The 13182-nt window shown below is 44.2% G+C and carries 11 protein-coding genes; 6 read left to right on the plus strand and 5 right to left on the minus strand.

Annotated elements, in window-relative coordinates; genetic code table 11:
* Positions 1-20 precede the first annotated feature (20 nt).
* The 5 genes from napA (at position 21) to AACQ93_RS07735 (ending at position 6649) form a co-directional block, all read left to right on the plus strand.
* Positions 21-2513, plus strand: a complete 2493-nt coding sequence (gene napA, locus AACQ93_RS07715; RefSeq protein WP_064603552.1) for a nitrate reductase catalytic subunit NapA — start codon at positions 21-23, stop codon at positions 2511-2513.
* An 11-nt stretch (positions 2514-2524) separates the two neighbouring features.
* Positions 2525-2977: a nitrate reductase cytochrome c-type subunit gene (locus tag AACQ93_RS07720; RefSeq protein WP_064603555.1), complete on the plus strand. Its 453-nt coding sequence runs from the start codon at positions 2525-2527 to the stop codon at positions 2975-2977.
* A gap of 13 nt (positions 2978-2990) precedes the next feature.
* Complete coding sequence (locus tag AACQ93_RS07725) at positions 2991-3572, plus strand: NapC/NirT family cytochrome c (protein ID WP_064603558.1); 582 nt, start codon at positions 2991-2993, stop codon at positions 3570-3572.
* A gap of 316 nt (positions 3573-3888) precedes the next feature.
* A complete protein-coding gene (gene lpxL, locus AACQ93_RS07730) occupies positions 3889-4815 on the plus strand; it encodes an LpxL/LpxP family Kdo(2)-lipid IV(A) lauroyl/palmitoleoyl acyltransferase (RefSeq protein WP_064603561.1) in 927 nt (308 codons plus the stop codon).
* 370 nt (positions 4816-5185) lie between these two features.
* Positions 5186-6649 (plus strand): PKD domain-containing protein, encoded by a 1464-nt coding sequence (locus AACQ93_RS07735; protein WP_157097526.1) that lies wholly within the window; start codon positions 5186-5188, stop codon positions 6647-6649.
* An 81-nt stretch (positions 6650-6730) separates the two neighbouring features.
* Here the strand turns inward: AACQ93_RS07735 and AACQ93_RS07740 are convergent, their stop codons facing one another.
* From AACQ93_RS07740 to AACQ93_RS07760, 5 genes are all read right to left on the minus strand, one after another.
* Positions 6731-7573 carry a pirin family protein gene (locus AACQ93_RS07740; RefSeq protein WP_064603568.1) on the minus strand — a complete coding sequence of 281 codons (843 nt, stop codon included), beginning with the start codon at positions 7571-7573 and terminating at the stop codon, positions 6731-6733.
* Positions 7574-7722: 149 nt separating this feature from the next.
* On the minus strand, positions 7723-8331 hold the full coding sequence (locus AACQ93_RS07745; RefSeq protein WP_064603570.1) for a DNA-J related domain-containing protein: 609 nt from the start codon (positions 8329-8331) through the stop codon (positions 7723-7725).
* Positions 8332-8479: 148 nt separating this feature from the next.
* On the minus strand, positions 8480-9772 hold the full coding sequence (locus tag AACQ93_RS07750) for a serine/threonine transporter (RefSeq protein ID WP_007461360.1): 1293 nt from the start codon (positions 9770-9772) through the stop codon (positions 8480-8482).
* Between the two features lie 611 nt (positions 9773-10383).
* Positions 10384-10866 (minus strand): YajQ family cyclic di-GMP-binding protein, encoded by a 483-nt coding sequence (locus AACQ93_RS07755; protein WP_064603573.1) that lies wholly within the window; start codon positions 10864-10866, stop codon positions 10384-10386.
* Between the two features lie 123 nt (positions 10867-10989).
* Entirely contained in the window at positions 10990-12045 is a 1056-nt protein-coding gene (locus AACQ93_RS07760; RefSeq protein ID WP_007461365.1) for a 3-deoxy-7-phosphoheptulonate synthase, read from the minus strand.
* 196 nt (positions 12046-12241) lie between these two features.
* On the opposite strand from AACQ93_RS07760, the gene AACQ93_RS07765 reads away from it, so the two are divergent.
* Positions 12242-13132, plus strand: coding sequence for a putative PEP-binding protein (locus tag AACQ93_RS07765; protein WP_064603576.1), 891 nt, complete (start codon positions 12242-12244; stop codon positions 13130-13132).
* The last annotated feature ends 50 nt before the right edge of the window (positions 13133-13182 follow it).

The following is a 13182-nucleotide window of genomic DNA, read 5'->3' on the forward strand; positions in this document are numbered from 1 at the left end:
GAGTGTGTAGAGAGGTCGCAATGAAGTTTTCACGTCGTGCATTTATAAAGGCCCAGGCTGCTGCGTCAGCTGCGGCTGCTGTTGGACTGACGATACCGGTTAAGGCCAGTAACGTTATCACCGACGCTTCACAAACCAAACTTAAATGGCAAAAAGCGCCTTGTCGTTTCTGTGGTACTGGGTGTTCGGTGAACGTGGGTGTTAAAGGCGATACCGTTGTTGCAACACATGGTGATATCAAATCACCGGTAAACCGCGGTCTTAACTGTGTAAAAGGCTATTTCCTCTCGAAGATCATGTACGGCAAGGATCGCCTCACTCAGCCAATGCTTAGGATGAAAGATGGGAAGTATAACAAGAATGGTGATTTCAGCCCTATATCCTGGGATGAGGCATTTGACATCATGGCCGAAAAATGGAAGAAAACCCTGACAGATAAAGGGCCGGAAGCTATCGGAATGTTCGGTTCCGGTCAATGGACTGTGTATGAAGGTTATGCTGCTTCCAAATTGATGAAGGCCGGATTCCGTTCCAATAATATTGAGCCGAATGCACGCCATTGTATGGCATCCGCAGTTGTCGGCTTTATTCGCACCTTTGGTATTGATGAGCCGATGGGGTGCTATGACGATATCGAAGCGGCTGATGCTTTTGTCCTCTGGGGCTCAAATATGGCGGAAATGCATCCCATCTTGTGGACCAGGGTAACGGATCGTCGGTTGTCCAAAACAGACGTTAAAGTGTCGGTTCTTTCTACCTTTGAACACCGCTGTTACGAGTTGGCTGATATTCCAATCGTGTTCACACCTCAGACAGATTTAGCGATTCTCAATTTTATCGCTAACTACATTATCTCCAATGACAAAGTGAACCATGAATTTGTTAATAAGCACGTGAACTTCCGACGTGGGGCGACGGATATCGGTTATGGTTTGCGCCCAGAGCATCCTTTGCAGAAAAAGGCCAAGAATCCTGATAGCGGTAGTTCAGACCCGATGACATTTGATGAGTTCAAAGCGTTTGTTTCTGACTATACCGTTGAAAAAGTCAGCGAGATGTCCGGTGTTAAACCGGAGAAACTGATTGAACTCGCTGAGCTTTATGCGAACCCGGACACGAAAGTTGTCTCTTTCTGGACAATGGGATTCAATCAGCATACTCGTGGTGTGTGGTGTAACAATCTGGTTTATAACATTCATCTGCTGACGGGAAAAATCTCCACTCCGGGTAACAGTCCGTTTTCATTAACCGGGCAGCCATCTGCTTGTGGTACAGCAAGAGAAGTGGGGACATTTGCCCATCGTCTACCTGCCGATTTGGTAGTAGCTAATCCGGAGCATCGTAAAACAGCTGAGAAAATCTGGAAGTTACCTGACGGTACGATTCCTGGGAAAGTCGGTGCTCATGCGGTTTTACAAAATCGTTTGTTACGTGACGGCAAGATCAACGCTTACTGGATTCAGGTAAACAATAACCTGCAAGCTGCAGCTAATATCAATGAAGAAACCCTACCTGGCTATCGTAACCCAGATAACTTTATCGTTGTATCAGAGGCTTATCCGACGGTTACTGCGCAGGCTGCAGATCTTATTCTTCCTACAGCAATGTGGGTGGAAAAAGAAGGTGCTTACGGTAATGCTGAAAGGCGGACACAGCTCTGGCATCAAATGGTGAAAGCGCCGGGAGAATCTAAATCTGATCTCTGGCAGTTGATGGAGTTTTCTAAACGCTTTAAAACTGAAGACGTTTGGCCGAAAGAGTTGCTTGATAAAAATCCGGTTTATAAAAACAAAACCTTGTTTGATGTGCTTTTCCTCAATGGTCAGGTAGATAAGTTCCCGTTAACGGATTTGGCTGAAGGTCAAAGTAATGATGAATCAACCGATTACGGTTTTTATGTACAGAAAGGTCTGTTTGAAGAATACGCTGAGTTCGGGCGTGGGCATGGTCACGATCTGGCGCCATTTGAGATGTACCACGAAAGCCGTGGGCTGCGTTGGCCTGTTGTAGATGGAAAAGAAACGCTATGGCGTTATCGGGAAGGTTCGGATCCTTATGTCAAAAAAGGGGCCGGATTTGAATTTTACGGAAAACCTGATGGCAGAGCGATTATTTTTGCCTTGCCATATGAGCCGCCGGCCGAGAGCCCGGATAAAGAATACGACTTGTGGTTGGTTACCGGTCGGGTGCTTGAGCACTGGCATTCAGGCTCTATGACACAGCGGGTTCCTGAACTTTATAAATCCTACCCAAATGCTCAGGTATTCATTCATCCTGATGACGCCAGAGCCAGAGGGCTAAGGCGGGGTGATGCGGTTAAAGTCATATCGCGTCGGGGGGAAATAATTACCAGGGTTGAAACTCGTGGTCGTAACAGACCGCCGAAAGGTCTGATTTTTGTTCCGTGGTTCGATGCAAGTCAGCTGATAAATAAAGTGACATTGGATGCAACCGATCCACTGTCAAAGCAGACTGACTTTAAGAAATGTGCTGTAAAACTTGTGAAAGCATAGGAGCCAGCACAATGAAATGGTTAATAACACTAACAACTTTGTTTTTATCATTCTTTGTTTGGGCTGCAAATCCCGTCAGTGATCAAGATTTGGCAACATTGCGTCATTTTGCACTGGATGAGCAGCCTCAACCGCCAATGATGAGTAAAACACTCAATACAGATCGTATTCCAAGCCGTAACTATCCAATGCAGCCGCCGCTGATCCCTCACAAGATAGATAACTATCAGGTCGATCTTAAAGTGAACAAATGTATGTCTTGTCATGCCCGTAGTAGGGTGGAGGAAACTCAGGCAAGAATGATCAGCGTGACTCACTATATGGATCGTGATGGTAACTTCCTGGCAGAACTGTCTCCGCGACGTTATTTTTGTCAGCAGTGCCATGTTGTTCAGACCGATGCCAAACCGCTGGTGGATAATAATTTCACCGATCTTGACTCCATAATTGGTCAGGAGAAGTGAGGAGGAAGCCGGGATGTGGAACTGGATAAAAAAGTGGTGGAAGCTGATCAGGACGCCACCTAAGCATTTCAGCCTTGGTTTTCTGACGTTAGGAGGATTTATTGCCGGGATTATTTTCTGGGGAGCTTTCAATACCGGGATGGAGTTTACGAATTCTGAAGTCTTTTGTGTAAGCTGTCATGAAGATAATGTCTATCAGGAAATCCAGGGAACCATCCATTTTACGAACCGGACCGGAGTCCGGGCGATTTGCTCCGATTGTCATGTACCTCATGACTGGACCGATAAAATGGCGAGAAAGATGCAGGCATCTAAAGAAGTTTTTGCCTGGATCACAGGAGCTATATCAACCCCTGAAAAATTTGAAGCCAGACGATTACACATGGCTGAGCGTGAGTGGACTCGAATGAAAAAAAATGATTCGCTTGAATGCAGGAATTGTCACGAGTTTGTCTATATGGATTTTACTCAACAATCACTAAGAGCATCAGCACAGCATTCCACCGCTTTGGCTGATGGTAGCCGCACTTGTATTGATTGCCATAAAGGCATTGCTCATAAATTGCCGGACATGCAGGGAGTAGAAGGATTCTGACTTAAATCCTTGTGTTCCGATCTGTTTAATGGAAATTGTGACGTATATTTAAGCCCACAGACGTGGGCTTTGTTGTCATTCGGGGCTGATCTTGGTAATCAGCGTTTATAAGGTGTTAGAATAAAAGCAGTTTGGATTCAAGACTATGGATCTTCCGCGGCTTACTTAATCAGGCCTGTACGAAAGGACAAAAGGTGTTGGTCTTTTCTTGCAAGGCTAATTGCCCGGGAATAGAATGCGCTTTCTGAACGTTTCTGCGCTTTGTTTTCTTTGACCATGATGAAGTCATAATAATAACCATGGGAACATATGTAATATGAGTAAATTTACAGTACCGACGTTTAAAAAAGCGTTTCTGCATCCTCGGTATTGGTCAACGCTGTTGATGATCGGCGTTATGTATCTGATGAGCTGGCTCCCTTACTTTATCCAGTTTCGTCTAGGGCAGCTTATTGGTCGACTGGCAATGCGTTTTATTAAAAAACGCCGTCACACGATTCAACGAAACCTTGAGTTATGTTTCCCGGATATGCCAGAAGAAGAACGCCAGGAACTGATTAAAAAGAATATTGATAATACGGGCTTAGCTTTGTTTGAAACCTGCATGGCTTGGTTCTGGCCGGATCTGCGGGTTGAACGCCATGTTGAAATCGAAGGCCTTGAGCATGTTCGTAAGCTGGAAGAAGAGGGTAAAGGGGTATTGCTGATTGCTATCCATTCTCTGAACCTTGAGCTTGGAGCGCGAGCTTTTGGCCTGAAAGCTCCAGGTGTTGGTGTTTATCGTCCGAATAAAAATCCTTGCTTTGATTTTTTCCAGTTCCAAGGTCGCGTACGTTCTAATAAATACATGATTGACCGCAAAGACGTGAAGGGAATGTTGAAAGCCCTGCGTAATGGTGAGCGTGTTTGGTATGCACCCGATCACGATTATGGATTGCGTCGTTCATCTTTTGCGCCTTTGTTTGCAGTTGAAAAAGCGTGTACAACAACAGGTACAAGCTTGCTGGTAGATGCGACAGACTGTGCTGTAGTGCCGTTTTCTATGGTACGGAAAACTAATTCCGGAAGTTATACTTTGAAAATCTTCCCGCCACTGGAAGAGTTTCCGCATAACAATCCGGATGCAGCGGCTGCTTACATTAACAAAGCCATTGAACGTTCAATTATGGAAGCGCCTGAGCAGTATATGTGGCTGCATCGTCGCTTCAAAACCCGTCCTGAGGGCGAACCTTCACTGTACTAAGTTGAAATCAATAAACATCACAGAGGCAGCCAAATGGCTGCCTTTTTTATTTCTTATTTAGTTAATCACAAAAATTCACAATCAGACCAATAAAATGCCATTATGTTTTTATAATGCGAAATAATCTTTGTTGGTATCTGATTTGATATTATCTTCTGCGTTTGGTTATTGCCGCGTAGAAGAGGCTTATAACTAAAAAAATAAATTATATTTTTCATTTTTAAAGACGCAATGAAGGCTTCATATTCTTAATAACAATAGCTTTCAATATTAAGCGTTTAATTTTCGACGTGTAGAAGATTTTCACTATAAGGATTATTAGATGTTTTTTGGAATACGGATGAGCAGCCGTTTATATTGGCGAAAACGCATGTCAATAATAGGTGCTTTGTTTCCACTTCTGGCTGCATGTGACGGTAGTTTGACTGTAACCGGTAATACTTCTTCCCAGACCCAGACCCAGACCCAGACCCAGACCCAGACCCAGACCCAGACCCAGACCCAGACCCAGACTCAAAATCTACCTTTGAAAGCCAATGCCGGAGTTGATAAGTCGGTTGATGATATGACCACTGTGACTTTATCTGCCGTTAAATCTGAAGGGAATATTGCAAGCTATAGTTGGCAACAAGTTGAAAATGGCACTCCGATGGTATCCATTACTGGCTATGACTCAAGCAGCGCCACTGTAACGATCCCGGATGTGATGGAAAGTATGCCTTTCATTTTTCATCTGACAGTAACGGATGAAAGCGGTGAAAAGAGTGATGACACTGTTGTGATTAATGTCTCCAACAAAGACCAAAATCATAATGTCATTATGCGGGCCGTGAGGGTGACAAGAGAGTGGATGCCATTTTCGTCATTAGATGGCTGGACGCAGGCGGTCAGGGTTAAAGAGAGTGAACACCTGAAGTTTTACGAAGTGGCGATTTGGGAAGAAACGGCTTCTGTCCATCTATACGCGTTCCCAAATGATTATGACGCATTTTATGGTTCGCAGCCTGGTGTCTCTGACGAGGATAAAATCGCTTACCGTGAACAGTTCGCTGTAATGACTTTCAACAACATGCCACCAGCTGAAGAGTATACGAGCCGGAGTGAATTTCTTAAAAATGCTTTCTCCCAGTTTGCTGTTTATCTGGCAGGGAAATACCCGGATTCTGATCAGCACCTGATGTACAGTGGTCATGGAACACCGGGGGGACGCTTGTTTGAAGCGCTGCTTGATTACTCGGATGTGACTGATTTCCTGAAGACATGGACTAACTCTTTGGGAAGAAAACTTGGCGTTGTCGACATGGGGGGACCATGTACTAAAGGTGGTTTTTCAGATCTAGATAATTTCTGTGACTTTGCACGTTACTATATTGCATCAGACCTGAATAATGGCGGATATCAGTTTGATGACTGGACGTTTGAAAAATCACAAGAAACAACTCCAGAGTATCAATACCATAACTTTTTCAGTCAATATAAAGAACTTAGTGAAGTATTAAAAAACCGTATTGATATCATGAGAAAGGCATATGAATACTCAAGACAAAATATGGTGATGAATCAGGTAATGCAGGCTAATTATCTTTATTCATGCCATGAGTTCGCTTCATTTAGAGAACCGTTCAAGATGTTTATCAATGATAAACCTAAAGATGGTTACTATCAGTTTGATGATTTGTATAGTTACATGCTGAATAATGGTGCAGAGAAAGAACTTATCGATCTTTATTCACCGGTTATTATTCATCAGGCCGATAATAAAGATTTCTTTGAATGGCCAGCACCGCATAATGGCATGCTAATGATTGACCCGAAAAGAGTTAATCAGGAATAAAACAGCATTTATAAAGCTAAGGCAGCCGAATGGCTGCCTTTTTTGTCGTCTTTGTATCTCGCATGATAAAAAGCAAGCTTCCTAGTCAACCAGTCGGCCTTCTTGATAATCACTGATGGCCAGTTCAATCTCTTCCATTGTATTCATGACAAACGGCCCGTAATGAACAACTGGTTCATCAATAGGGATGCCGGACAGCAGTAGGACACCTGAATCATCGTTTGCAGAAATTGATAAACCTTCTCCCTGATCCAGAATAACAAGTTGTCCGGCTTTAGCTGTAACTCCTTCAATCTCTATATGTCCCTGATAGACATACAACAGGGCCTGATAATCCGGATTGAGGCAACTGGAGAAACGTTCGCCCTTACTTGCTTGCCAGTCGGCGATGGTGGTCGGGACTCCTGTTTGTTGTAACGGTCCTGTCAGAGTTTCACCTCTAATTGTCAGATCGCCGGCGATCACTCGTACCAGACTATGATCGGATAACAGTTTTTCCGTAATCACTTCTGGTTGAAAATCATGATACTGAGCTTCTGACATTTTCTTGCTAGCGGGCAGGTTTAACCAAATCTGGAAACCGTGCAGGTTGCCGTCAGTCACCATTGGCATTTCGCTGTGGATCACACCGCGACCGGCAGACATCCATTGTGCACCGCCATCGCGTAGTTCTCCGATATTCCCCATATGGTCTTTATGCTGAAAATGACCTTTGAGCATGTAAGTCAGTGTTTCGATACCGCGGTGGGGGTGCGGTGGAAAACCACCAATGTAGTCGTCCGGGTTTTCTGATTTGAGTTCATCTATCATCAGAAACGGTGAAAACTGAGCATTGTTGAACCCGTGAGTGCGTTGAATTTTAACACCGTCACCATCCGAAGAAGCATGAGATTGAATAATTTGTTTAATGCGTCTGATAGCCATAAGACCTCCGAATAGCCCCTCGACCCTAAACTTAATAACCTGTTTGTTATAAGTTTAGAGTCGGCACGTATTGGTTAACAGATGGCAAAGTTGGCCGGCTTGTTAGAAAAAATTGAATGACTGGATTTGGCAGAGAAGGGCATGACATCTTAGATTTGAGAATTCAATCTTTGCCAGGCTTCACAGATCTTACGGAATTGTTCAGCATCACCATTAGGACGATCCGGATGCCAGCGCAGGGCCAGTTTGCGCCATTGACGACGTACCTGAGCCGGGCTTGCGTCTGTCGACAGCTCCAGCAAGGCATAATCTTCCGGTTGAGCTGTGACGCTTTGAATAGTGCCAGTGCCGATATAACTTTGGTAGCGCTTCCAGAATGAAGACAGCAGAGACTTAATTACATCCGTGTCTGTGTTGTAGTTCTGCCAGTCGAGGTAATAACTTCTCAGTGGATCATCAATATCGATCTGGTTATGGTCGCCGGAAAGGTTATCAGACAAGCAAATGTCCATCGCCTGAGCTTGTAGCCATTGATCCGGTAACAGCATTTCCTGCAGTTGATAAAGTGCATTCATTAATAGGAAATTGCGTTTGAAAAGATCTTTTTCGGGATCCTCATCCAGAGTTGTTAGCAGGTCTTTTTGTTTCAGGGCTTCGGAAAGGGTATGAATCATCCAGCCTGATGGTTTTTCTTTCAATATCGAAATAATTGGCCAGATCAGCGGGTTGTCATACTCTGAATAGCGCTCCAATTCCATTGGCAGGAGGTTCCTAAAAATCTCAAATATAAAGAGACTTTAGCAGAGGCAGAAAATAATACCAATCAATATATAACTTAAAGGAATAATAAAAAGGCCAATCGAATGATTGGCCTTGTGGATATTTTTCTTTATTACTGGTGGTTAATTACTGAGCCAGTGAATAGAAGATTGCCGAAATTGAAACCAGGCCAATAACAACAATGAAAATGTTACTCAGAGCACCAGAGTATTGGCGCATTGATGGCACTTTCTTAATTGCGTACATTGGCATGATAAATAGCAGCATTGCGATAACCGGGCCACCCAGGCTTTCAATCATACCCAGAATACTTGGGTTAATAGTTGCAACTGCCCAAGTTGTTACCAGCATGAATAGCGCAGTGAACGTATTCAGTGCTTTCGGACCAACTTGTTTGCCACGGCTGCGTGCCATTTTGATTACGATACCATTAAGGCCTTCGCTTGCACCTAGGTAGTGACCAAGGAAAGACTTAGTAATCGCAATAATTGCAACGATTGGTGCTGCATAAGCGATCGCCGGCGTATTAAAGTGGTTCGCCAGATAAGTCAGGATAGAAACGTTTTGTGCCTTCGCTTCGGCAAGGTTAGCCGGAGACAGGCTCAGAACACAGCTGAATACGAAGAACATTACAGTTACAACCATCATGATGTGGCTGCGAGCCAGAATGCGAGAACACTGTTTCTCTGCATTTGCGCCGTATTCTTTCTGCTTGGCAACAGCGAAAGAAGAGATCACCGGAGAGTGGTTGAATGAGAAAACCATAACCGGAAGGATCAGCCAAACTGCCATCAGAATTGTGCTGAACCCACCGTCTGCAGGAACGATTTCGTTGAAAATCGTACCGTTCCAGTAAGGAACCAGGTACAGTGCCAGCATCAGCAGTACAGCAACAAACGGGAATACAAGTACGCTCATCGCTTTAACGATCAGCTGTTCGCCCAGACGTACAATCGCCATAAGAGCAACAATCAGTAGCAGTGCCAGAATAGCGCGTTCTGGTGGCTGGATGCCCAACTGATGCTCCATGAAGCTTTCAACAGTGTTAGTCAGTGCCACACTGTAAACAAGCAGGATTGGGTAAATAGCGAAGAAGTACAGCAGGGTGATAACTTTACCCATGCCTACACCGAAGTGTTCTTCAACAACTTCTGTAATGTCAGCACCAGGATTAGAGCTGGACAGAACAAAACGAGTCATGCCGCGGTGTGCGAAGAAAGTCATTGGCAGGGCCAGCAGGGCCATAACCAATAGAGGGATAAGACCACCTACACCTGCGTTAATTGGCAGGAATAGTGTACCTGCACCTACAGCAGTACCGTAAAGGCCAAGGACCCAAACCGTATCGCTTTTGCTCCAACCAAGTTTGGTTGTGTTGGTTGAAGAAGTATTAACAGTATTGTTTTGTGTTGTGTCCATTATGGACATCTCCTTTATAGGTATATTGTTATAGCCTTTAAAGGGTTCTGGTAGCATACCTTCCGTGCTTCGCTCAGTAGCGAAGGAATATAAGCAGATCTCAGTACTTAAATAGTACTTATGTTCATTTGAACAGAGAAAGAAGCTAATGGTGAGTTGAATTTAATACTAGATTATATCTGGTATTAATTCATAAGACGGGTCCTGAGTCTGAAGTGCTATCCATGCGGCATTAAGCTGCTGATAAAATGTCTGCTTTATAATCGTTAATTAAATAAAACCTTATAAATACAAATGGAACCCTAAAGGACGGAAGGGAGTATAGGGGATTATTTGTTTCACAACTAATGATTTCGGTTTTTATTGAGATTGTTTGTGCAAATAACAGGCATATGTATCAATACCACAAAAGGATAGTTATGAAAAATTACGTCAAAAGATTGTGACTTGTTAATACTTGGTTTTAAATATTCAGCTTAGGCATAACCAATAAAATTATCTGATGGCGCTATTTTATCAGGGCGGTGAATATATAGATGTAATAAAAAAGGAAGGCATAATGCCTTCCTTTAAAATTAATATGACTAATTTGAAATCAAATAAGATAAATATTAATCACGGAAATTATCAAACTGGAATGGCTGACCTAATTCTGCTTCGCGAACCAGTGTCATAGTTGCTTGCAGGTCATCGCGTTTTTTACCAGTTACACGAACTTTCTCGCCCTGAATAGAAGCCTGCACTTTGATCTTAGATTCTTTAATTGCCTTAACAACTTTCTTTGCTGTCAGGCTGTCGATACCTTGCTTGAACAGGACTTCCTGGTAAAAGGTTTTACCTGAATGGACAATGTCCTTAAGTTCCATCGCTCTTGCATCAACGCCACGCTTTGCCAGGTTACCGCGGAAAATATCCATCATCTGCTGGATTTGGAAATCAGCTTCGGCAACGACTTTCACAACTTCTTTGTTCAGTTCAAAGCTAGCTTCAACACCGCGGAAGTCGAAACGTGTTGCGAGTTCGCGGTTAGCGTTGTCTACAGCGTTCTTCAGTTCAACGTTATCAACTTCAGAAACAATATCAAAAGATGGCATTTGCAAGATCCTAATAGTTGGTTTGTTCCATTAGCAAGTGGCTTAAATCAGCATGACGGCGAACAGTTTTGCGCCGTCAGATTTCGTTTGGCTGCCTAAGAAACCTGCGTTTCTATTTATAGCTTATTTACGTGCTTTTACCGCATCAGCCAGCATCGTCAGCATGGTTTCAGTATCACCCCAGTTGATGCACGGATCGGTGATAGATTGGCCATAAGTAAGCTGAGCAAGGTTTGCTGCATCGACGCTCTGGTTACCTTCCTCGATAAAGCTCTCGGCCATAATGCCGGCAATGAAATGGCTGCCATTTTTGATCTGCTGACAGATATCAGCAGCAACATCTAACTGAAGTTTGTGTTGTTTCTGGCAGTTGCCGTGGCTGAAATCGACAATCAGGCGTTCAGGCAGTTCGAAGGACTTCAGAGTATCGCATGCTGCTTCGATATCTTCCTGATGGTAGTTCGGCATTTTGCCGCCACGCAGGATGATGTGACCGTGAGGGTTGCCCGAGGTACGGTAGATGGTCATTTCGCCGTGTTTAGACGGAGAGCAGAACACATGAGGCTCACGGGTTGCGCGGATAGCATCGATAGCAATCTTAATATTGCCATCAGTGCCGTTTTTGAAGCCAACAGGGCAGGACAGTGCTGAAGCCATTTCACGGTGAATTTGTGATTCCGTAGTACGGGCACCGATAGCCCCCCAGGAAATCAGATCTGCCAGGTATTGGCCAGTGATCATATCCAGAAACTCAGTCGCTGTCGCCACTCCAAGTTTGTTGATATCAACCAGAAGTTTGCGGGCAGTGTGCAAGCCGGAAACCAGATCAAGGCTGCCATCAAGGTGAGGGTCAGAAACCAGACCTTTCCAGCCAACAACGGTACGAGGCTTTTCGAAGTAGGTGCGCATAACAATACAAAGTTGGTCTTTGTATTTGTCCTGAATTTCTTGAATGCGCTTTGCATAATCAAGTGCAGCTTCAGGATCATGTACCGAGCAAGGGCCAACGATAACCAGAAGCCGGGAGTCTTGTCCCGTTAAAATCGCTTCAACCTGTCGGCGAGAGTTTGCAACATGCTCTGCAATTTCATCAGTGATTGGGTAAGCAGCTTCAACATCTGCTGGCGTTGGCATCGCCCCAAGGCTCACTGTGCGGAGTTCATCTGTTTTCATTGGCATAATACGTTTGCCTATCTCGGTATATCAAAAAATTACGACGCGTAAAGATAGCCCAAATGACCGCAGGAATAAACCAAACTTGTGATATGTCTTAGGTTTTTATGTAGAAATCCATGCTTTGTTAAGCATAGCTGCTGTATTGATAAGCAAACGTTACGAATAAAAAACAATTTGAAAGCGAAAAACTGAGGGAAGTATGGCAAATAAAGTGCAAGCCGGATTGCATATAACGGGGATGTTAAAGAAAGCTGAGCAACTTGAAGCACCGGACTTTGAAGTGGGTTTAGTATCAATGGATGATCTTATTCATCATGAGATTGGTATTCACCCTTACGCGATTGCTGAAACGGCAAAATTGGACGAATCAAAGCAGGAAACTGTTATTGCGCGAGTGGGAGAACAGGATGCGCCTGCAGAATGGTATGTTACAACGCTAACGGGCTTATTGATTAAGGCGGCGAAGAAGTGCGAAGGGCAGCCGTTGAAAGTGAAACTGTCTGGTGCTGACTCATACAGCCGAAAATCTTTACTCGGAAGTGAGCTGGAAGCAGATGAAGTCAATCCGTTAATTGGTCTTCGTGGTGTTTCCCGTTTTGCAGATCGGAGTCACCGCAAAGCTTTTGAGCTTGAATGTGAAGTGATTAAGCGCGCTCGTAATGCTGAAGGTATGACTAATATTGAGCTGGTGGTTCCGTTTGTCCGTACCTGCAGTGAAGCGGCAACCGTTATAGACTTGCTGGCTGAGCAGGGGCTTTGTCGTGGTATGAATGGTTTGAAGGTCAATCTGTTGTGCGAATTACCAGCCAATGCACTGTTAGCCGAGAAGTTCCTGCCGTATTTTGACGGCATGGTTATCGATATTGATCAACTGGGCCAGTTCGCATTGGGGCTGGACCAGGATCATTCGACGCTGAACTACTTGCATGATGACCAGAATGAGGCAATACAACTTTTGCTCAAACAGGCTCTGAGTGCGGCTGAAGCCAGCAACAAGCCTTGTGATGTCGTCAGCCACTATATCCGACAGGCACCTAAGCTACAGAAGTGGTTGCAGGATTTGGGCATAAAAACTGTGGTTAGTCAGTAAGTAAATTGAAAGTTCAAATATAAAGAAACCGGCAACCAATGCCGGTTTCT

Source organism: Photobacterium sp. J15, assembly GCF_963870815.1.
In the GTDB taxonomy this organism is placed as follows: Bacteria; Pseudomonadota; Gammaproteobacteria; order Enterobacterales; family Vibrionaceae; genus Photobacterium; species Photobacterium marinum.

Bases quoted from the DNA above. Each gene is read 5' to 3' on its own strand.
- AACQ93_RS07750 (WP_007461360.1), bottom strand. From the start codon at position 9,772: ATGGACACAACACAAAACAATACTGTTAATACTTCTTCAACCAACACA.
- napA (WP_064603552.1), top strand. From the start codon at position 21: ATGAAGTTTTCACGTCGTGCATTTATAAAGGCCCAGGCTGCTGCGTCA.
- AACQ93_RS07755 (WP_064603573.1), bottom strand. From the start codon at position 10,866: ATGCCATCTTTTGATATTGTTTCTGAAGTTGATAACGTTGAACTGAAG.
- AACQ93_RS07720 (WP_064603555.1), top strand. From the start codon at position 2,525: ATGAAATGGTTAATAACACTAACAACTTTGTTTTTATCATTCTTTGTT.
- AACQ93_RS07740 (WP_064603568.1), bottom strand. From the start codon at position 7,573: ATGGCTATCAGACGCATTAAACAAATTATTCAATCTCATGCTTCTTCG.
- lpxL (WP_064603561.1), top strand. From the start codon at position 3,889: ATGAGTAAATTTACAGTACCGACGTTTAAAAAAGCGTTTCTGCATCCT.
- AACQ93_RS07745 (WP_064603570.1), bottom strand. From the start codon at position 8,331: ATGGAATTGGAGCGCTATTCAGAGTATGACAACCCGCTGATCTGGCCA.
- AACQ93_RS07760 (WP_007461365.1), bottom strand. From the start codon at position 12,045: ATGCCAATGAAAACAGATGAACTCCGCACAGTGAGCCTTGGGGCGATG.
- AACQ93_RS07765 (WP_064603576.1), top strand. From the start codon at position 12,242: ATGGCAAATAAAGTGCAAGCCGGATTGCATATAACGGGGATGTTAAAG.
- AACQ93_RS07735 (WP_157097526.1), top strand. From the start codon at position 5,186: ATGTCAATAATAGGTGCTTTGTTTCCACTTCTGGCTGCATGTGACGGT.
- AACQ93_RS07725 (WP_064603558.1), top strand. From the start codon at position 2,991: ATGTGGAACTGGATAAAAAAGTGGTGGAAGCTGATCAGGACGCCACCT.